Source organism: Kitasatospora cineracea (genome assembly GCF_003751605.1).
GTDB classification, from domain to species: domain Bacteria; phylum Actinomycetota; class Actinomycetes; order Streptomycetales; family Streptomycetaceae; genus Kitasatospora; species Kitasatospora cineracea.
The window spans coordinates 1-20,174 of the sequence record NZ_RJVJ01000002.1 but is presented as its reverse complement, the minus strand read 5'-3'; the positions used below and the strand labels follow the sequence as shown (position 1 = coordinate 20,174).

The 20,174-nt window shown below is 70.3% G+C and carries 17 protein-coding genes and 1 pseudogene; 8 read left to right on the top strand and 10 right to left on the bottom strand.

Annotated elements, in window-relative coordinates:
* Nucleotides 1-63 precede the first annotated feature (63 nt).
* Nucleotides 64-684, top strand: a complete 621-nt coding sequence (locus EDD39_RS26630) for an NAD(P)-dependent oxidoreductase (protein ID WP_123560963.1) — start codon at nucleotides 64-66, stop codon at nucleotides 682-684.
* On the top strand, nucleotides 681-1,649 hold the full coding sequence (locus EDD39_RS26625; RefSeq protein ID WP_123560961.1) for an amidohydrolase family protein: 969 nt from the start codon (nucleotides 681-683) through the stop codon (nucleotides 1,647-1,649). The genes EDD39_RS26630 and EDD39_RS26625 overlap by 4 nt, the downstream gene beginning before the upstream one ends.
* Nucleotides 1,650-1,687: 38 nt before the next feature.
* Here EDD39_RS26625 and EDD39_RS26620 read toward each other — a convergent pair.
* A pseudogene (locus EDD39_RS26620) lies at nucleotides 1,688-2,185 on the bottom strand (5'-3' exonuclease); the annotation flags it as partial.
* A gap of 58 nt (nucleotides 2,186-2,243) precedes the next feature.
* On the opposite strand from EDD39_RS26620, the gene EDD39_RS26615 reads away from it, so the two are divergent.
* Nucleotides 2,244-3,842: a recombinase family protein gene (locus EDD39_RS26615; RefSeq protein WP_123560959.1), complete on the top strand. Its 1,599-nt coding sequence runs from the start codon at nucleotides 2,244-2,246 to the stop codon at nucleotides 3,840-3,842.
* Nucleotides 3,843-4,064: 222 nt separating this feature from the next.
* On the opposite strand, the gene EDD39_RS26610 is transcribed toward EDD39_RS26615, so the two are convergent.
* The 7 genes from EDD39_RS26610 to EDD39_RS26580 form a co-directional block, all read right to left on the bottom strand.
* Nucleotides 4,065-4,655, bottom strand: coding sequence for an ATP-binding protein (locus EDD39_RS26610; RefSeq protein ID WP_123560957.1), 591 nt, complete (start codon nucleotides 4,653-4,655; stop codon nucleotides 4,065-4,067).
* Nucleotides 4,656-4,723: 68 nt separating this feature from the next.
* The gene (locus EDD39_RS26605) at nucleotides 4,724-5,464 is read right to left on the bottom strand and encodes a class I SAM-dependent methyltransferase (RefSeq protein WP_123560955.1); all 741 of its coding nucleotides are present in this window, start codon (nucleotides 5,462-5,464) and stop codon (nucleotides 4,724-4,726) included.
* A gap of 72 nt (nucleotides 5,465-5,536) precedes the next feature.
* Entirely contained in the window at nucleotides 5,537-6,919 is a 1,383-nt protein-coding gene (locus EDD39_RS26600) for a hypothetical protein (RefSeq protein ID WP_123560953.1), read from the bottom strand.
* A 2-nt stretch (nucleotides 6,920-6,921) separates the two neighbouring features.
* Nucleotides 6,922-7,683, bottom strand: a complete 762-nt coding sequence (locus EDD39_RS26595; protein WP_123563388.1) for a hypothetical protein — start codon at nucleotides 7,681-7,683, stop codon at nucleotides 6,922-6,924.
* A gap of 41 nt (nucleotides 7,684-7,724) precedes the next feature.
* Complete coding sequence (locus EDD39_RS26590; RefSeq protein ID WP_123560951.1) at nucleotides 7,725-8,306, bottom strand: hypothetical protein; 582 nt, start codon at nucleotides 8,304-8,306, stop codon at nucleotides 7,725-7,727.
* Between the two features lie 153 nt (nucleotides 8,307-8,459).
* Nucleotides 8,460-8,759 (bottom strand): hypothetical protein, encoded by a 300-nt coding sequence (locus EDD39_RS26585; RefSeq protein WP_123560949.1) that lies wholly within the window; start codon nucleotides 8,757-8,759, stop codon nucleotides 8,460-8,462.
* An 87-nt stretch (nucleotides 8,760-8,846) separates the two neighbouring features.
* A complete protein-coding gene (locus EDD39_RS26580; RefSeq protein WP_104815111.1) occupies nucleotides 8,847-9,356 on the bottom strand; it encodes a nucleoside-diphosphate kinase in 510 nt (169 codons plus the stop codon).
* Nucleotides 9,357-9,862: 506 nt separating this feature from the next.
* Here EDD39_RS26580 and EDD39_RS26575 point away from each other — a divergent pair.
* The 4 genes from EDD39_RS26575 to EDD39_RS26560 are packed head-to-tail and all read left to right on the top strand — an operon-like array spanning nucleotide 9,863 to nucleotide 12,764.
* The gene (locus EDD39_RS26575; RefSeq protein ID WP_123560947.1) at nucleotides 9,863-11,143 is read left to right on the top strand and encodes a helix-turn-helix domain-containing protein; all 1,281 of its coding nucleotides are present in this window, start codon (nucleotides 9,863-9,865) and stop codon (nucleotides 11,141-11,143) included.
* Nucleotides 11,140-11,682 (top strand): flavoprotein, encoded by a 543-nt coding sequence (locus tag EDD39_RS26570; RefSeq protein ID WP_123560945.1) that lies wholly within the window; start codon nucleotides 11,140-11,142, stop codon nucleotides 11,680-11,682. Before EDD39_RS26575 ends, EDD39_RS26570 begins: the two co-directional genes overlap by 4 nt.
* 37 nt (nucleotides 11,683-11,719) lie before the next feature.
* The gene (locus EDD39_RS26565) at nucleotides 11,720-12,370 is read left to right on the top strand and encodes an NUDIX hydrolase (RefSeq protein ID WP_123560944.1); all 651 of its coding nucleotides are present in this window, start codon (nucleotides 11,720-11,722) and stop codon (nucleotides 12,368-12,370) included.
* On the top strand, nucleotides 12,363-12,764 hold the full coding sequence (locus EDD39_RS26560; protein WP_123560942.1) for an NUDIX hydrolase: 402 nt from the start codon (nucleotides 12,363-12,365) through the stop codon (nucleotides 12,762-12,764). Before EDD39_RS26565 ends, EDD39_RS26560 begins: the two co-directional genes overlap by 8 nt.
* 98 nt (nucleotides 12,765-12,862) lie before the next feature.
* Here EDD39_RS26560 and EDD39_RS26555 read toward each other — a convergent pair whose 3' ends face one another.
* Entirely contained in the window at nucleotides 12,863-13,618 is a 756-nt protein-coding gene (locus EDD39_RS26555; RefSeq protein WP_148089533.1) for a hypothetical protein, read from the bottom strand.
* 443 nt (nucleotides 13,619-14,061) lie between these two features.
* Between EDD39_RS26555 and mobF the strand changes: the two genes are divergently transcribed.
* Nucleotides 14,062-19,077 (top strand): MobF family relaxase, encoded by a 5,016-nt coding sequence (gene mobF, locus EDD39_RS42245; RefSeq protein ID WP_148089532.1) that lies wholly within the window; start codon nucleotides 14,062-14,064, stop codon nucleotides 19,075-19,077.
* A gap of 189 nt (nucleotides 19,078-19,266) precedes the next feature.
* On the opposite strand, the gene EDD39_RS41405 is transcribed toward mobF, so the two are convergent.
* Complete coding sequence (locus EDD39_RS41405) at nucleotides 19,267-19,788, bottom strand: WD40 repeat domain-containing protein (protein ID WP_244257310.1); 522 nt, start codon at nucleotides 19,786-19,788, stop codon at nucleotides 19,267-19,269.
* Between the last annotated feature and the right edge of the window lie 386 nt (nucleotides 19,789-20,174).

Genomic DNA, 20,174 nt, shown 5'->3' with positions numbered 1-20,174 from the left:
GACACCCATCACCAACACGTGTTCACTCACTTTCACCAACACCTGTTCAGTTATGGAGTCGCCATGCGCATCGCAGTCCTCGGCGCGACCGGGCGGGTCGGCCGCCTGGTCGTGGAACAGGCGCTCGACCGGGGCCACGAGGTGGTCGCCCTGGTCCGCAGCCCGCAGCGGTACGCCCCGCCCGCACGGGGCGGGGTCGAGGTCCGGCAGGCGGACGTGACCAGGCCGCAGGAGTTCCCGGAGCTGGCCGACGTGGACGTCCTCGTCTCCGCGCTCGGCATCGGCAAGGGCGACGGCCCGGGCACCCTGCTGGCCGGCGCCCGGCTGGTGGCGGGGCTGCCGGTCCGCACCCTCTGGCTCGGAGCGCTCGGCTCGGGAGCCTCGACCGGCGCCGGCGGCGGGATCTACCACGGCGTGATGAAGCTGTTCGTCGGCAGGGAACTGGCGGAGAAGGGCGCGGCCGACACGATCGTGCTGGCCGGGGGCGCCACCGTCTTCCACGCGCCCGACCTGTGGGTCGGCGAGGTCAGCGCGGCCCGGCGCAACGTCCCGCTGGCGCAGTACCCCAAGCCGCTGCTGCCGCCGCACGCCTCCCGCGCCACCGTCGCGGCGCTGATGCTGGACGAGGCCGAGGCGCCGACGACCGGCGCCGCGATCCTCGTCCCGACGGCGGGTGCGGCGTGAGGGCGGGCTACGTCGCGATCGAGGAGGCCGTCGCGATCCCCGGCCTCGCCGAGCGCCGCCCCCCGTTCCCGGTGCCGGCCGGCCTGGACCCCGCCTTCGTCGCCGACGTGGTCCGGCGGCTGCCCGACGTCACCGGGCTGCGGCTGCCGGACATGGACGCCAACGGCATCGCCGTGCAGGTGCTCTCGCTGACCGTCCCCGGCATCGAGGCCGACCCGGACCCGGCCCGCGCGGTGGCGAACGCCGGTTACGCCAACGACTCGCTGGCCGCGATCGTCACCGCGCACCCCGACCGGTTCGCCGCCTTCGCCGCGCTGCCGCTCCAGGACCCGGCCGCCGCCGTCGCCGAACTCCGGCGCGCGGTGCGGGAACTGGGCTTCAAGGGCGCCCTGGTCAACGACCACGTCCAGGGCAGGTACCTCGACGACCCCGCCTTCGACGCGGTCTGGGCCGCGCTGGCCGAACTCGACGTGCCGCTCTACCTGCACCCGGGCATGCCGCCCGCGGACTCCTGGCACGTGCTGTCCGGCCACCCGGAGATGGACGGCGCGCTGTGGAGCTGGCAGGCCACCACGGGCGGGCACGCCATGCGGATCGTCCTCTCCGGCGTCTTCGACCGCCACCCGGAGGCCCGGATGATCCTCGGCCACGCGGGGGAGTTCCTGCCCTTCCAGCTCTCCCGGTTCGACTCGCGGTACGCCACGCTCAACCCCCCGACCCCGCTGCTGCGCAGTCCCTCGCAGTACTTCGGCAGCAACGTCCTGGCCACCACCAGCGGGGTGCTGTCCCCGGCGGCGGTCGAGGCGCTGGTGCACGTGCTCGGCCCCGGGGCGGTGCTCTTCGCCGTGGACTACCCCTACGAGAAGACCGCCGCCGCGGTCGCCGCCCTGGAGCGGACCGGCCTCCCGGGGGAGGTCAAGCACCGCATCGGCTCGACGAACGCCCGCAACCTGCTGCGCCTCTGACCGCGCAACAGCCGCCCGGGCACCGTCCGGCCGCGTCGTCAGCGGGCGGCGGCGAGGGTGTCGAGCAGGCGGGACACCGAACTGCCGAGGCCCCAACGGGTGGTGAGGGCTTCGAGGGCCGCGGGGTCGCGGGGCGCGCGGGGGAGAACGGGGTCGAACTCCGGCAGGGGCACGTCGGTGGCGACGCGGACCACGGCGGGGGCGACGTCGAGGTAGGCGGCGCCCTCGAGGAGGTTCTTGCGGCGGGCCGGGGTGAGCTTGGAGGTGGAGTCCGCCGCCGCGGCGCGGATGGCGGCCAGGTCGCCGTACGCGCGGATGAGTTGGGCGGCGGTCTTCTCGCCGATGCCCTTCACGCCCGGCAGGCCGTCGCTCGGGTCGCCGCGCAGGGCGGCCATGTCGGCGTACTCGGCGCCGGTGACGCCGTGCTTCTCCAGCAGGGCGGCCTCGTCGACGAGCTGGGCGGCGCCGACGCCCTTGACGGGGTAGACGACCTGCACGCCGCGGGCGTCGTCGACCAGTTGGAAGAGGTCCCGGTCGCGGGAGGCAGAAGTTTCCCAACACGCGAAACCGGGTCTGACCTGCGAGGATTCGGACATGCTCAGAGCCGTTGTCGGTGCACGCGTCAGCGTGGTCAAAGGGGCCGAGAAGGTCTCGCACCTGGTGCAGAAGGAAACCGGCCAACGCTACGCCGATCGGTCGGGTTGGGAGGTCGTCGGCTACTTCCAGGACCTGGACGTGTCGGCCGAGGTCCGCCCGTTCGACCGGCCCGACCTCGGCCCGTGGCTGGGGGAGAAGGCAAGCCTGTGGGACGCGATGATCTTCTCGAAGGTGGACCGCGTCTTCCGGTCGGCGAAGGACTGCGCGGACGTGGCGCACTGGGCTGAGGCCAACTGCAAGATCCTCGTCTTCTCGGACGACGGCATCGTCCTGAACTTCCGGGACGAGGGCAAGGACTCGATGTCGGCGATGATGAGCAAGGTCTTTCTGATGCTCGCCTCGCTCTTCGCGGAGATGGAGCTCAAGCGGACGAGGGACCGAGTTCTCGGTGCCCACCGATTCTTGCGGAAGACGGTGCGCTGGCCGGGCGGATACGCGCCCTACGGCTATGAGGTGGTGGATCACCCGGACGGCGGAAAGACCCTCAGCCTGGAGCCGCACACGGCCGGGGTGGCGCGCGAGATGGCCGAGTGGTACATCGCCGGCTGGTCGTTCCGTGAGATCGCCGGGGAGCTGAACCGCCGCAACGAGCCGACGAATCTGGTGCGCCATTTGAGGGCTCAGGGGAAGACCGAGACCTCGAAGGGGAAGAGCGTCGACGGGATCGAGTGGGCCACCAGCGTCGTCGCCGACCTGCTCAGGACCCCGTCGCTGCGCGGGTACAAACTCCACCGTGGCAAGGAGACCCGCGGTGCGGACGGGCTGCCGATCAGGATCGCCGACCCGGTCTTCGACCGAGAGCTGTGGGCCAGGCTGGAGCCGGCGCTCGCGGCCAGATCCACGAAGAAGACCCGGACGTTTTCCACGTCAGCATTGCTTGGTGTCGCGTTCTGCGACGCGTGCAACGGGCCGCTCTATCAGAAGAACGCCCCGAAGAAGTCGAGTGGAAAGGTCTACAGCTACTACCACTGCCCGAGTGGGAGCGCGAAGGGGAGGGCGAACTGCGGAACGTCCCAGCCCTCCCAGCAGCTGGAGGATCTGATTGAGGAGACCTTCATCGCGAAGGTCGGCGACAGGCACGTTCCAGTGCGCCGGTACATCCCGGGGGAGGACCACTCGGAGGATCTGGCTGTGGTCAAGCGGGCGATCAAGGGCCTTCGCGAGGAGAAGGACGAAGGCCTGATTGTCGGTCGCGAGGACGAGGACGAGTGGAAGGAACGCATGCGGGCGCTGCTCCACCGGCGAGAGGAGCTCGAAGCCCTGCCGCAGCGGCCGGCACAGTGGATTCTGGAGGACTCCGACGAAACGTACGCGACGGCTTGGCAGGCCCGGGACACCGCAGGGCGTCGGCAGCTTCTCCTGGACAGTGGGATCAGACTGGTGGTCAAGCCCGGACCTGCCCTCCAAGCCCGGGTCGAGGTTCCGGAGGATCTGGCAGCACGCCTCAGGGATGCGGTCACTCGGAGTGGATCGATTCCGTATGAGGACGGCGGACTGCCTTCCTCCCGAGCGGAGAGGGTCGACACGTCCGGCTGAGAGCGGTGAGCTCGTGCCTCTGCGCTCTTGCCGGTGGAGGCATCGGAGCGATTCCGGTCCCTCCAGGACCGCGGAGTGCAGAGTTTTCGGGTAGTCCTCATCAGGGCTGGGCGAGCGAATGGGCGGATCATGGCAGTGAGCCGGGGCGAGTCGAGTGAAGGTTACTGACTGCGGATGGCCTCGTAGACCCAGAACTCGTACAGGGCCGACGCCGACTGCCCATCAGATCCTGCGGAGCCCCACCAACACTCGACCCATCAAGTTCGGGTCGCCAATGGGGAGTTGTTCGTTGGTCATGGGCTTGAACGGTCGGGAACGGGCTGCGCGGTTGGATGGCGGAGGCTCTGCGGTCGCCGGCTGCGGTTTCGGTGGGCTGCTCGGGCGCACTTCGGCCCAGACGATCTTGCCGCCGGTCGGCGGGTGGTAGTAGCCCCACTGGCTGCTCATGTGTTCGACCAGGAACAAGCCTCGTCCGCCCTCGGCGTCGGTGTCGACGTTCTGCGGCACGGGCGGTCGCTTGTCGTGGTCGGCGACCTGCACCAGCATGGCCTGGCCGCGCAGCTGGAGGTTGAGGCCGATCACCTTCACCTTGGCCAGCTCGGCGGAGGTCAGCCGCTCGGGCTGCTTGGCGTCGCCCGGGTGCTGGACGGCGTTGCCGATCAGCTCCGAGACGATCAGCAGCGCGGTGTCGATCAGGTCGGGAGGCATCTGCCAGCGGCCCAGCACGTCACGGGTGTGACGCCTTGCCCAGCCGGCCGCGTTGGGGGTGTCGGCCAGCAGCAGGTGGTTGTGCGCGGTGGGGACTTGCGACATTGCGGACGCCTCCCGGCGAGGCGGTGACCCGGTTGCAGCTGGGCCACCGCTCTGGTTGGGCCGAACTCCTACTTGGTGGCGATGACGTAGACGCTGGCCCACTCGCGCTTCGGGTTGGCCAGGATGGCGTCGAAGGTCCAGGGCTCGATGGTGGTGAACCCGGCCTCGGTGAACAGCTGGCTCAGCTTCTCGGCGTCGTAGGCCCAGAGGTGCGGGGTGTAACTCGGGTCGTCGTCTTGGTCGCGGAAGACGTAGTTGATCAGGTCGAGGTAGGTGTTGATGTCCTCGCGGCAGGTGCGCTTGGCGTACCAGCGTCCGATCATCTCTTCGGCTTCGACGGGTGCCGCCGGGTAGCGGCTGAGCACGTGGGCGGCGTCGGGCACGCCGGTGATGATCTGTCCGCCGGGGCTGAGCACGCGGAAGGCCTCGCGGGCGAAGCCCTTGGCGGAGCGCGGGTAGTCGATGTGCTCCAGGAAGTGTTCGGTGAACAGCAGCTCGACGGTGCCGGTCTCCAGTGGGATGCCCTCGCGCACGTCCCAGAGGAAGTCGGCCGGCGGCACCAGGTCGATGTTGAAGAAGCCGTCGAGCTGGTGGCTGCCGCCGCCGATCTGGACCTTGGTCGGCTGCTCGTCGGGGCCGTTGGGAAAGGCGCGCTGGGTGGCTCGGTGGTATCGGCCGACCTCGATCTCCTTGGCGGCGGCGCGCAGCGTGCGAGCGAGGCCGTGGCCGATGTTCGGGTGGGCCAGCAGCTCGGTGATCTGCTTGCCGAGTAGGTCGATGGACGGATTGCCAGAAATGTCCGTGGGCATGGCAGACGTCTCCTCGTAGGCGTGGTGAGCGGTGGAGGGGCTGGCGTTGGCCAGCTGGGCGGTGCCGAGTGGTCAGGCGACCGCGGGGGCCGTGGTCCACTGGTTGTTGCGCATCAGGGTGGAGCGGAGGTCGACCAGGCGCGGGGTGAGGGTGAGGTCCAGTTGCTCGGTCGGGTGGAGGTTGCCGGCCTCGTCGGCGTCGGCGCGCCAGACCCGGTACTGGAGATCCGGGTAGGCCGGGTTGATGCCGATCTCGCCCTTGGGGATGGTGCCGTTGAAGGGCACCGGGATGTCGAGGTGGTTCCAGTAGTTCCAGGCCTGGAGCGCCTTGACCTGGTCGAAGTAGAAGTAGAAGTCCGGCGACCGGCCGAAGGTCCGTAGCTCGCGGTGGATCAGGTGGCCGAGCAGCGGACCGAGCTGGGCGGCGAGGCTGTCGAACTCCCACTTGGTGTGGCGCCAGCGGTCCGGCGCCTGACCCGGGGTGAACAGGCGCGCGGCGACCAGGTGGCTGATGCGGTCGGTGAGGAACGCGGCAGCGGCGCCCGGGTCGAGTGTGCGGTCGACCTTGGCCAAGGTGGCGGCGAGGTTGGGCACGTGGAACTTGGCGAGGTCGAACCGGCCGATCATCCCCGGCACGGCGAACAGCAGCTCCTTGTAGAGCCAGTTGTTCAGCTCCCCCAGCTCGGCCAGCCGGCGCGTACGTGAACTGGTCGAGTGCAGCATGACGTACTCGGACAGCGCCTCGAAGAACAGGTAGCCGAGGATCGGCAGCCGCGGGATCGTGGCGTCGAGCTGCCGCAGGAAGTCCGCGGGCGCGACGGTGGCACCCTGGTAGGCGATGGCGGCGGCCAACGCCAGGAAGGCGGTCGAGTTCTTCACCCGGCTGACCACCGTCTCGCGCAGTTGGTGCCGCTCTGTCTTCGACAGCAGGTATTCGAGCTGGGTGTAGATGGCCAGGTGGATCGCGCCGAGGCGGAGGTAGTCGACGCCGGCCAGCCCCTGGTACGCCTGCGACGGCAGATCCAGCTCGAAGATCAGCGGGGTGGGCTGGTGATCCGCTCGCCCGATCTTCGCCAGGAAGGCCGGCGCTTCGCGGGTGAGCACGTAGGAGCCGAGGTTGTGCGGGCGGAAGCCGCTGCTCGTCGCGGTGAGCGGCGCGCAGTAGATGCTGCCGACCAGGCAGCCGCCGGAGGGGTAGAGCACGCCGTCCTGGTTGATCTTCTCCAAGGCGTGGGTGACGTGCAGCAGGTGGAGCTTGCCGCCGCTGGCCAAGGAGTCGAACAGCGCGTTGCGGCGGAGCAGCTGGCCGTTGGGCGTGCCGAGGGACAGCCGGTCCACCCAGGCGGCCTTCTGCACGCCGAGCGGGTCGTCGGCGTTGGGCATCGCCGGCACCAGGCTGGCACCGAAGAAGGCGTGCGCGTCGGCCCAGCTCTCGTAGGCGTCGAGGAAGTCCACGGCTACACCAACCCCTTCTCGGCGACGGCGTAGCGGACGGCGACCACGCTGGACGCGCCGGAGAGGAAGGCCTCTTCGGAGACGACCACCAGGTCGTAGGCCAGTGGCAGCAGCTGCTCAAAGGCCGGCTCACGGACGAACTCGGCATTCGGCCACCAGGTGCGCTTCGGCAGCCGGAAGCGGTCGAGGGCGTCGGCGGCCTTCACCAGGTCGCAGATCTGCTGGGCCCGAGCGTGGTCGGCTCGGTCGTCGGCGGTGAAGGCCTCGTACGGCAGCTCGTGCAGCCGGACGGCGGTGGCGGCCTGGATGACCTCGCTCGGGCTGGGTGTGCGGCGGAAGTGCGTCCAGACCAGCTCGGCGTTGGCGGCCAGCCAGATCGCGGCGCGGTTGCCGTGGCCCTGGTCGTCCTTGTCATGCTGGCGCTGGGTGTCGTGGACGGCCGCCGCGATGACCGCGGTGGCCGTGGCGGATTCGTTCAGGCCGTACCAGTCGGCCAGCAGTGCGGCGAGGACCGCTGTACGCAGGCCGTGCCGGTGGCCGTGGATGGAGTCGGCGAGCTGGGGTTCGGCGAGCCATCGGGTGGGGATGGCGGCCTGCTCGATGAGGGTCTGCGTGGTGGGGCGCAGCGGCGGCGGCCAGGCCGGCGGGAAGTCCGGTCGGTTGGCCTTGATCCATTCGACGGTGGCGGCGTCGGTGAACTGGTGGAGCGGCAGTTCCTTGCGGGCAGCCAGCTCGACCAGGCTGTCCGTGCGGGTTGTGCTCATGGTGCGGCCCACCCCCTCGGTGGTCTTGAGGGTTGGAGGCCCTACCGGATCTCGGCGTTCTGGGCAGCAGCCTTGCGCGCGGCCTCCTTGGCCTCGAACTCGGCGGTGAACGTGGCCAGCTCCTGCTCGGTCATGACGGCGATGCCCAGCTCGGCGGCGGCGTCGAGGATCTGGGCGGCAGCTTCGTCGCGGGCGGCGTCGGAGGCGCCGTCGGGCAGCAGCACCTCGAACTCGGCGTGGTAGCCCCACGCCTCGCTCCACTTGACCGCGATCTCCACGCCGCCGAAGCGGAAGTTGCGGCGGAAGTTGAAGGCCTCGTGCCGGGTGTCCTCGAAGCCGAGCGCGCCGAAGAGCTGGACGGCCTTGGCCACGTCCTCCTTGGCGATGGCGAACTCGGTCTCGCCGAAGGCGGCACCCTGGCCGATCCTGCTGTCCTTGAGCGTGATCTTGGCGGTGTCGGCGGACTGGTTGTCGGTGACCTTGAGCAGCTGGTCCGGCAGCACGAAGAAGTGGATCAGCTTGTTGTCCTGGCCCAGGTCCTCGCCGTCACGGACGAGGCGCTCCACCAGGGCGTCGTGGGTGTCCTTGTCGAACCGGGCGCGCATCTCGATCTCGACGGCCATCGCGGTCGTCCTCTCCTGATTTGGGCATGGCGGATGGGGCCGCACCGGCGCTGAGGTACCCCCTGGCCGATGCAGATGATCTTGTATTCGGTTGGTGTGCTGGCGGTGCGGCCGGTCACTGCTCCCCTGACCGCACCACCAGCAGGTCTTACGTCAGGCCAGCTCGCCGAAGCGCTCGCGGACGACGCCCGCGTGCAGGTAGTTCGGCAGCGGCACGCCGCCGACCGTGGTGCGCTTGGTCGCCACCTGGTCCTCCGTCTCGGCGGGGAAGCCCTCCAGCAGCTGGAGGCACTGCTTCACCCACTCACGCGAGGTGTCCCACTCACCGGCGTCGCGCAGGCGCAGCGCCAGGGCGTACGCCGTCTCGGCGGCGGCCCAGCGGTCCGTCGCCAACTCCTGCTGGAAGGCCGCCTCCAGCTCGGCCGGCGAGGCCAGGCGGGTCGTGCTCGTCATCGGTGCTTCTCCTTGGGTCGTGCCAGTCGTTCTCGTGGTGGTGAACTTGGCCGACGTCACCGGGGTGACGCCCAGGAGGCCGCCGAATCAGTAGATGTACGTCTCGGCCAGCGTCTTGTAGTCGAACAGCTCGTCCTTGGCGAACCAGAGGTCGACTTCCTGCGCGGCCTCCTCGCGGTTGCCGGAGGCGTGGATCAGGTTCGCCACCGCCTTGCCGACGGCCACGCTGGCGCCCCGGCTCATGTGCGAGAAATCGCCGCGGATGGTGCCCGCCGGCGCCTGGTCCGGGTAGGTGCTGCCCACGATCTTGCGCACCGTGGCGATCGCGTCGTAGCCCTCCAGCACCAGGGCGATCACCGGGCCCTGCTGCATGAACGTCGCAGTCAGGTTGTAGACCTCGGAACCGAGTCGCTCCTCCAAGTCCGCGTAGTGCCTGCGGGTGAACTCGGCGTCCATCCACTTCATCTTCGTGCCGACGATCTTGAGCGCGGCGTCCTCGAACCGCTGCAGAACCCGGCCGGACAGACCACGGGCCACCGCGTCGGGCTTGAGCAGGACAAGCGTGCGCTCGACCTGACCCTGGGTCTCCTCGGTCATTTGTTCCCTTTCCCTTGCCGGAGTGGCGATTTGACGGTGCATCAAACACGTCTGGCACCGAGGTTACCTGCGAGAGTGAAGCGGTTTTCGGTATGCCGAGCAGACCCGCGGAGGAGTCGAACGGCGTTCCTGCTGATCACTGCCTACGAAGACCGGTGCCGACCTAGACTTCAGCCAGTACTGGCCTTGCAACTGTCTGTGCAGGTGCGGGCCTTGCTCCGGCCCTAAGTCTGGAACTGCCGCCCGCCTCGCACCATGCCGTCACAGTGCGGCGACGGTGCACTCGCGGTGCAGCAAGCCGACCGACGGGCGGCGGGCGACGGTTCGGCGGCATGAGCTGCTCCTCTCGGGGATGGCCTGGCTGTTGCCAAGTGAACTCCACGAAGTAGCAGGCTGGTCCGCCTTGTCGCATGTTCTGCGTGAGCTATGCAGATCGTGCATAGCATCTTGATCCAGATCGGCCGGCGCGGCCCTCGCCAGGCAGACTGAGGGTGGCAGGAGGAGTCATGTCGGAGACGGTCCCAGCGGCCATCGACGCACGCCAGATCGGATCGGTGATCCGTCGCGCCCGGGTGATCGCTGCCCGGTCGCAACACGATGTGGCTTCCAAACTGGGCTACCACCAGTCGAAGCTGAGTCGGCTGGAGAAGGGCGTCGGCACCGACGACGTACGGATCTTGCGAGCCGTCGCGGCGGAACTCGACATTCCCTTGGAAAGCCTGGGCCTGACTGTCTCCCCTAGCAGCACGGATCTCAGGACGGACGACATGCAGCGTCGAGGCTTCCTGGCAGCCAGCGTGGCAGCTCTCGCGGTCCCAGCTGCCCGCCCTCACACCGCCAGCATGGAGCTGGTCCAAGCCCTCCTGCCCACGGCGAGTGGCCTCGCCGACCGGCAGCTGCTCGCCGAGGCCACTCTTCGTCAGGAGCTGTCGAAGGCTCGCCGGCTGCTCTACGGCTGCCGCTACACCGAACTCGAAGCCCTGCTGCCCGCACTGCTCACCGACCTTCGCCGTGCTCAGCAGGACGCGACCGACAGCCTGATGCTGGCCAGCATGGCCGCCACCGCTTACCAGACCACCGTCAGTATGTTGATCAAGCTCGGCGACACCGGCAACGCCTGGCTCGCGGTGGGGCGGGCGATGAGCGAGGCCGAACGCAGCGGCAACCCGATAGTCCTGGCCTCCAGCGTCCGGGTCCAGACCCATCTGATGGCCCGCGAACGCCACACCGCACCGGCCGTCACGATGGTCCAGCACACCGCCGACCAGCTCGGCGGCCACTACGACCAGCGCGAACCCGGAGACCTCGCCGCGTTCGGCCTGATGCTGCTGCGTGGGGTGACCGCTGCAAGCACCGGCGGCGACCGCTCCACCACTACCGAGCTGCTGGACCAGGCAGACGAAGTGGCCCGGTACGTCGACCGCGATCACCCGGACGCCTGGGCGAACTTCAGCCCAACCAACGTGGCGCTGCACCGGGTGTCGGCCGCGGTGGCCTTGGGCGACACCGGCGCCGCCGTCGAGGCGGCCAGGCCACTGCTGCGCCGCCGCATCCCAGCCCCGGAACGACAAGCCGCCTTGTGGGTGGACCTTGCCAGGGCGTTCAACCAGCAGGGCAAACTGTCCGAGGGCTACCGCGCCCTGCGCATCGCCGAACGGCATGCTGCTGAGGACATCAGGCGTCGCCCGGACATCCGGGAGCTGGTGGCCGACATGACGGTACGCGACCGTCGCGGCGCCTTGCCCGAGCTACGCCAGTTCAGCCGCGAGTTGGGAGTCCGACCTTGAGCAACCAGCCCTTCCTGTACGTCGCCGTCTGCGCCTCCGGCATCGCCGACGACGTGAGTCAGCTGATCACCGCGGCTCAAGAGGAAGGGTGGCGAGTCGGCGTGGTGGCCACCCCGAACGCCATGGGGTTTATTGACCAGGCCGCCATCGAGCAGCAGACCGGCTACCCGATTCGCTCGGCCTGGCGCACGCCCGACGTACCTGCCTCACTGCCGCCGGCCGACGCCATCGCCGTCGCGCCCGCCACGTTCAACACGATCAACAAGTGGGCCGACGGCCACGCGGACACCCTGCTGCTCGGCATCCTCACCGAGTCGTATGGCCTGGGCATCCCCGTGGTCGCCCAGCCGTACGTCAACTCCGCCCAGGCCGCCCACCCGGCCTACGCGGCCAACGTCGAGCGACTGAAGGCCATGGGCGTGCTGTTCGGCGACTACGTCCCGCACAAGCCGAAGGCCGGCGGTGGCCGTGATCAGTACGACTGGAGTACCCCGCTGCGGCTGCTGCGCCCGGTGCACGCAGCCAAGAGCAAGGCGTAGCCAATCAGTCAGCTCGAAGCTCGGGGAGGGGCAGCAGGTGGACGTGGTGGTCAGCTGGACAGGCAGATCCGCCTGCTGGCTCCAGGAGGCGCTGCGCGACACCAACGAGGCGTTCGCCGCCCGGCTGGGCATCGCGGTCCGCACGGTGGCCAGCTGGCACAAGAGCCCGGAACTCGTTCCGCGCACCGAGATGCACCAGCTCCTCGACCAAGCCCTGGAAGCCGCGGCGCCCGCCGCGCAGAAGCGGTTCGCGCTGCTGCTCACCGAGTCCACCGGCAGCCAGACCGCCCAGGCCTTGCGGGTGGCCGTCGCGGTGGTGGTCCGCGGTGGGGACGTGCTGCTCGTCTGCCGCCGGGACGACGAGCCCGCCGGCATCCGTTGGCAGTTCCCGGCCGGGGTGATCAAGCCGGGTGGCAGTCCAGCCTCGGCGGCTGTCCGCGAGACGCTGGCTGAGACCGGCGTCCACTGCGCCGTGCGCCAAGACCTCGGCGGCCGGCTCCACCCGTCCACCGGTGTGTGGTGCGAGTACTTCCTCGCCGAGTACCTGGTGGGCGAGGCCCAGAACCAGGACAAGATCGAGAACGCCGACGTGATGTGGGTTCCGCGAAACACGGTGCCCCGGTTCATCCCCGTCGATACGATCTTCCCGCCCATCCTGGCTGCCCTAGAGGAGCCCCGGAATGACTGAGCAGACTAGCAAGCCGGGCATCGCCGCCGCCATCGTGGTCCAGGACGGCCGCGTCCTGATGGTCCAGCGGCGGGTCAAGGAGGGTGAGCTGTCGTGGCAGTTCCCGGCCGGTGAGGTCGAGGCCGGCGAATCGCCGGAAGCAGCTGCTGTCCGCGAGACCGCCGAGGAAGTCGGCCTGACGGTGAAGGCCGTTCGCCCGCTCGGCGAGCGCGTTCACCCGAAGACTGGTCGGCAGATGTCGTACACCGCCTGCGAGGTGGTCAACGGCACGGCCACGGTGGTCGACACCGAGGAGCTGGGTGCGCTGGCGTGGATCACCCACGAGCAGATCCCCGAGTTCGTTCCGTACGGCCTGTTCGAGCCGGTGCAGGTGTACCTAGATGCAGTCATGTAGTCAGACGCCGCCACAGGGAACTGTTGGGCTGGTACCGACGGCCTGCGAGCGTAAGTCGCATGCTGCCGGGCCCAGCTCGCCGCTGTGCAGGACAGCCGCTACGCGGCGTAGGTGACCCCGTCGAACGTGAATGCCCCACTGCGCGAGATTGCGACGGCGGTGGGCTCGGCGATACCAGTCGTTGAGTCGACCACTCCGAAGCCCATCGCCGGGCGGAATGACGAGGCTGTCGACGGTGCAGTGCAGCGAAGCGTTCCGATCTCGAAGCCCCAGAGAGTGTCGGCCGTCGAGTCGCCGGTCGGGATCTCTCCGATCAGTGCGAGGCCGCTGGTTCCGCTGCAGATGATGGAGTGCCCGAACCCGCGAGCGAGCAGGATGGCGAGCGCGCCCGGATAGCGGCTAACACCGGGGCCGGTCGCGCTGAGGCTCAGCCACCCCGGTGCGACCGGGTGGATTCCGGCGGTGACCGCAAGACCTAGATCAGAGATGACTGGGTGCCAGCACGAACACGAGCCGACTGTCAGGGCGTCTCTGCCAGCTCCAGCTCCGGCTTGGATGACGATGTCTCCTGAGTAGACAGCGCGCAGGCGAGCGAGGGTGCTCGTGGCGCATTCGGAGCCCTTGTGGGTCGAACCGTGTTGGCGGGCGCTCATGACAACTACACGGTCCGGCTGCCAGTCGCCAACAAACCGGAGCAGGTTCATTACGGCGCGCGGATGGCGGCTGGGCGCCAGCAGGTCTGCGACGACGACCACCCGCTCGCCGACCGTCGGCGGCACATATCCGGGGCGCGAGCGGAGCAGTTGCGCGAGCGGCGCGTCGGCGTGAGCAGTACGAGGTTCACGGTTCGTCACAGGGGCGGCATCCCGGGGAGTCGATGGGGATCGGATCCGTTGCTCCGCAGTGGTCGGAGGTAAGTCGGATCAGAAGGAGCGAGTGGCCCTTTCTGGCCGTGACTCTAGCTGCAAAAGCCCATCTCGGAAACCCCTTGTCTTCGCGACTGAGAATCCCCGATAAGTAGCGATAAATATTGAGACATGAATGACAGGAAAACCGCCCCTTCGTCGCCGCGATTCCATCGAATCTGCAGGTCAGGGTGATGATTCGAGGGTGCCTGGCATCGCCATCTGCTCCGCTCGAAGCCATCCAGACACCTCTTGCAGATATTCTGAGCATGGTCCGCTGCGCGGGGCTAAAGTGCCCGTATGGCAATTGGTGAGGCAGGTGGAACGGCGGCTCGAATAGCTGCCGCGCCTACCCTCGCCCGGGTATCGGAAAGCTGGGGGTGGTCGCGTTGATGACCATCCACAAGCTCACCGCCGGCAACGGCTACACCTACCTGACGCGCCAGGTCGCGGGCGGCGACGTGCAGCGTCAGCGGGGTCAGTCCGCCGAGGAGTACTACACCCAGAAGGGCAACCCGGCGGGCGTCTGGCTCGGCCGCGGCGCCCCCCTGCTCGGACTCGACGGGACCACCGTGACCGAGCAGCAGATGAAGCACCTGTTCGGCCTGGGCCAGCACCCGGACGCGGAGCGGATCATCGCCGAGCACCTGGCCGCGAACGTGCGCGCCGACATGGACGACGACCAGCTCAAGGCCGTCCAGGCCGCCGCGATCAAGGCCGCCACCCTCGGCCGCAAGTACCCCGAGTACGAGCCCCTCGACCCGTTCGCCGAGCGCGTCGAGCGGCGCCTGGCCGTCATCGAGAAGGAGACCCGGCGCACCCCCACCGGCGCCGAGGTCAAGAAGGTCCAGCACGAGGAGTCCCGCCGCCAGCGGGCCGCCGTCGCCGGGTTCGACCTGGTCTTCGCCCCGGTGAAGTCGGCTGCGGTGCTGTGGGCGCTGGACGAGCGGGCGGAGGTCCGCGCCGCCGTCCGCGAGGCCCACGAGGCCGCCCGCGACGCCGCGCTGGAGCTGCTGGAGCAGAACGCCGCGCACACCCGCACCGGCAGCACCGGCCAAGCCCAGATCGACACCAAGGGCCTGATCGCCGTCGCGTTCGACCACTTCGACTCCCGGGCCGGCGACCCCAACCTGCACACCCACGTCGTCGTCGCCAACAAGATCCAGGGTACGGACGGCAAGTGGCGTTCGCTGGACGCCCGCGGCCTGCTGGCGATGACCGTCGCCACCTCCGAGTTCTACAACTCGCGGTTCGAGACCGAGCTGACCGCCCGCCTCGGCGTGACCTTCGAGGCCCGCGAGGACGCGGTGGCCAAGCGCCAGCCGGTGCGCGAGATCGTCGGCGTCCCCGTCGAGGCGATCACCCACTTCTCCTCCCGCCGCACCGAGATCGAGGCCCGCTACGAGCAGCTGCTGCGGGAGTACCGGCGCGAGCACGGGCACGACCCCTCCCGCAGCACGACCCACCAGCTCGCCCGCCAGGCCAACCTCGACACCCGAGAGGGCAAGAAGGCCGCCCGCTCCCTTGAGGAGATGCGCGCCGACTGGACTTCCACCGTCACCACCGCCCACGGCCAGGACATCGTCCGGCGCGTGATGGCGGCCGTCCCCGTGCCCGACAGCACCCCGGCCGCCCGGCCGGAGGAGCCGAAGGCGGTCGAGATCCCCGCCCTGGCCGCCGCCGTGATCACCGCCGTCGGCGAGGAGCGCGCGGTGTGGACGGTGTGGAACCTGCGCGCCCACGCCGAGCGCCTGGCCCGCTCCGAGCACCCCACCACCGACGCCGCCGAACACGAGCAGCTGGTCGAGGCGATCGTCGCCGAGGCCGTCTCCCCGGCGCGCAGCGTCCGCGTCGACGCCCCCGCGCTGCTCACCGAGCCGGAGGAACTGCGCCGCGCCAACGGCGACTCCGTGTTCGTCCGGCACGCCTCCACCCGCTACACCAGCACCGCCATCCTGGACGCCGAGCGCCGCCTGGTCGACGCCGCCCTCACCCCCGTCAACCAGGGCCTGAACCGGGCCTTCGTCGGTGCCGCGATCGACGGTTTCGAGGCCCGCCACCGCGCCCTGGACGAGGGCCAGCGCGCTCTGGTCACCGCGTTCGCCGCCGAGACCCGGCTGCTCTCCCTCGGCCTCGGCCCGGCAGGCTCCGGCAAGACCACCGCGATGCAGGCGTACGTCCACGTTGCCAACCAGGCCGGCCGGCGCATCGTCCCGCTCGCCACCTCCGCCGCGGCCGCCGCCGTCCTCGCCCGCGACCTGGGCCAGCCCGCCGAGAACCTGCACAAGTTCCTCTGGGAGCACACCGGCGGCACCTTCGCCGCCCAGCTCGGCAGCGGCCAGGACGTGCCCGCCAGCCGGGCCGGGTTCGTGCTGAACCCGGGCGACGTGGTCCTGGTGGACGAGGCCGGAATGGCCGGCACCTTCAACCTGGACCGCCTCGTTCGCATCGCCGCCGAGCGCGGCGCGAGCGTGCGCCTGCTGGGCGACTACCGCCAGCTCGGCTCCGTCGAGGCGGGCGGCGCGCTGCGGCTGATCGCCGCCGAAGCCGGCGCCGTCGAACTCACCACCCTCCACCGGTTCAGCGACAAGGCGGAGGCCGCCGCCACCCTCAAGATCCGCACCGGCGACAGCACCGGGCTGGACTTCTACTTCGCCAACCAGCGGGTCGTCGGCGGCTCGCGCACCGCCATGGTCGAAGCCGCCTACGACGGCTGGAAGGGCGACATGCTCGCCGGTCGCACGACGCTGATCAGCGCCCGCACCGGCACCGACGTCACCGCCCTGTCCGCCCGCGCCCGCGAGGACCGCGTGGCCGCCGGCCAGGTCGAGGCCGACGGCGTCCTGCTGCGCGACGGCAACCGCGCGGGCCGCGGCGACTGGATCGTCACCCGCGACAACAACCGCAAGATCACCACCAACCGGGGCGCGGACTTCGTCAAGAACGGCGACGCCTGGCAGGTCCTGCGCCGCTACGAGGACGGCTCCCTCAAGGTCCGCCACCTGGAGCACCGCGGACGCCTCACCCTGCCCGCCGAGTACGTCGCCGCCAACGTCCAGCTGCTCTACGCCTCCACCATCACCCGCTCCCAGGGCGGCACCGTCGACACCGCCCACCCCCTGGTCACCGACGACACCACCCGCGAGGAGCTGTACGTCCAGCTCACCCGCGCCCGCCACACCACCACCCTCTACACCGCCACCCACGACCTCCTCCCCTTCGACACCGACGAGCAGCTCGACAAGCCCAAGAACGACCCCGACTCCTTCGCCGCCCGCGAAGTACTGGAGCGCGTCCTTGCCCGCGAAGGCGCCCAGCTCTCCGCCACCGAGACCATCCGCAGCGCCCAGGAAGAAGCGGTTTCCCTGGCCACCCTGGCGCCCCGCCACCAGCACGCCGTCGAGACCCTCACCGCCCCCCACTACCACCAGCTGATCCACCGCCTGCTCGGCCCCGCCCTCGCCGAGCAGATCACCACCGACGACGCCATGACCGCCGTCACCCGCGCCCTGCGAGGTGCCGAAACGGCCGGCTGGCAGCCCGAGCGCCTGCTCGCCGCCGCCACCCGGCGCGGCGACCTCACCACCGCGGACTCCCCGGCCCAGGCCCTCGCCTGGCGCCTGAACACCATCACCGACGACCGCCCCGCACCCGCCCACCTCAACGCACCCACCACCGCCGACACCACTCGCTACGCCGCCCTGGTCGCGCAGCTCACCGGCCTGCCCGCCCACCGCCTCGACCCCGAGACCGCGACCCTTGAGCCGGCCGCCCTGCACATCGCGCCCGCCGCCGCCCAGGCCCTGGACGCGCACCCGCACGTCTCCACCGCCACCCTCAACCGCTACGCCACCGCCGCCGCCAGCGCGCTCAGCACCACCGCCGACAAAGTCACCGCCCACCCGCAGTGGCCCCACCTCGCCGGCGCCCTCGCCGCCGCCGAGCGCACCGGCCGCGTCACCACCGACCTGCTCACCACCGCCACCGCCCACACCACCGGCGCCAGCGACCCGGTCACCGCCCTGACCCGCGCCGCCCGCACCCACCTGGCCACCGACGGCATCCCCGAACACCACCAGCAGACCCCCGAGAACCTCCGCCACCAGGCCCTCGCCGCCGACGTCCTCGGCAACGAGCACGCCGCCCGCGCCCTGGACGAGAGCACCTGGCCAGCCCTCACCGCCGCCCTGCGCCGCGCCGAGACCGCCGGCCACGAACCCGCTGTCCTGCTGCGCCGGGTCGCCGAGCAGTACCCGCTCACCGGCGCCGACAGCCTCAGCCAGGTCCTCGCCTGGCGCATCGGCCGCCACCTCGCCGCCGACACTCCGGCCACCTCCGCCCAGCAGGGCGATGGCACCGAGGCGGAGCTGTGGCGCACCCTCGCCTGGACCCTCAAGACCATCGAGAACACCGGCACCACCGCGGAGACCGTTTTCACCGCGGCGACCGGCCGCACCGCGCTGCCCGAACTTCTCCAGCACGCCCAGCAGCAGGCCCTCGCCCACACCCGCGCCGCCTCCGGCCGCGCCGACCTGCCCGCGTGGATCAGCCCGGTCCCGCACTCCACCGCCGCCGAACCGCGCCGCCACGAGTACCTCACCGAGAGCACCGCGCTGATCGCGGGTCGCGTCTCGGCCCTCGGCGACCGCGCCGTGGAGAACCGCCCGGAGTGGAGCCGGACCCTCGGCGAAGCCCCCACCGACCCCGCCCAGCGCGCCCGCTGGCAGCAGCAGCTCGCCGTCGTCGCCGCCTACCGCGACCAGTACCGCGTCACCGACGACACCGCCGCCCAGCCCGCCGGCCCCTACATCGAGGAAGGCCGAACCGGCCACCACGCCTACTGGACGGCCACCGAAGCCGCCATCACCGCCCGAAGCATCGCCACCGCCCCGAACACCCCGGCGCCCGCCCTCGCGGACAACGACCAGCAGGCCCTGCGCCGACTCGCCGCCGACGTCTACCGCACCCTGCCCGAAGCGGAGCAGACCGAGATCCTGCGCACCGTCGCCGCCCGGACCGGTGCCACCTGGCTCACCGGCCGCCCGCGCCTGGACGACGCCGCCCTCGCCCAGCAGCACGTCGCCGAGTCCGTCAGCACGGTCCTCGCCGAACGTCGCCAGCTCACCACCGAGGCCACCCGGCCCGAGCAGCAGCAGGTGGAGGAGCGCCGCCAGCCGACCCTCGCCGAACGTCGCCGAGCCGGCCGCCAGGCCGAACGCCAGGCCCACCGCGACCAGCTCCAGCAGCGCGGCGGACAACCCGCTATCCGTACCGCTCGGTCCGTGCCGAGCCGCCGCGTCGAACCCACCGACCAGCGCCAGGCGCTGACCCCTGCCGACCAGCGGCAGCCGCTCCCACCGCGCCTGCAGCAGGTTCAGCAGGACCAGCAGGGACCGCGCCTTCGCTAAGCCTCTATCTGCCTTGCTGCTGAGGCGGCTCTCCCTGCCTGGCGCACCCTCAACTGCCAAGTCCCTGAGTCGATCTCATTCTGAAACGATCAGTTGGACCAGGTCGGCCGACGTGTACACGTTGCCACCAGCCGACCCCACTACGTCAGACCTGACGGGATTCCCGTCACCTAATGTGTGAGCAGCTGTTCATTCGCCGGGGTTATCCACATGCGGTGGGTAACCTGCCTTGTCGGGTCGGCGCCGGTAGAGGGCGACGTCGCTGTGGAAACTGACGATGAGGTCCCCCTCGCCGGTGATTGCGACGCCACGCGGTGAGTCGATCGGGATGGTCGCGGCAGCCTTCTGGGTGGCCAGGTCCCATACCCGCACCGTGTTGTCGTGGCTGGTGGTGACGGCGAGGGTGTGGCCGTCGAGTTCGGTGCACGTCACTGCGGTCACGGATTTGGTGTGGCCGGTGAGGGGTTGGCCGACGGGTCGGCCGGTGGCCAGGTCCCACACCCGCACAGTCTGGTCCCGGCTGCCGGTGACGGCGAGGGTGCGGCCGTCGAAGACGGTGCACGCCACCGCGGTCACCAGGTTGGTGTGGCCGGTGAGGGGTTCGCCGATGGGCCGGCCGGTGGCCAGGTCCCACACCCGCACCGTCTTGTCCCAGCCGGTGGTGACGGCGACGGTGCGGCCGTCGAAGACGGTGCACGCCACCGCGGTCACCAGGTTGTCGTGGCCGGTGAGGGGTTCGCCGATGGGCCGGCCGGTGGCCAGGGTCCCACACCCGCACCGTGCCGTCCCAGCCGGTGGTGACGGCGAGGGTGCGGCCGTCGAAGACGGTGCACGCCACCGCGGTCACGTCATCGCTGGGGTCGGTGAGGGGTTCGCCGATGGGCTGGCCGGTGGCCAGGTCCCGCAGCCGCACCGTGCCGTCCCAGCCAGTGATGACGGCGACGGTGCGGCCATCGAGTTCGGTGCACGCCACCGCGGTCACGTCATCGCTGGGGTCGGTGAGGGGTTCGCCGATGGGCTGGCCGGTGGCCAGGTCCCGCAGCCGCACTGTCCCGTCCCAGCCGGTGGTGACGGGCGACGTGCGGCCATCGAGTTCG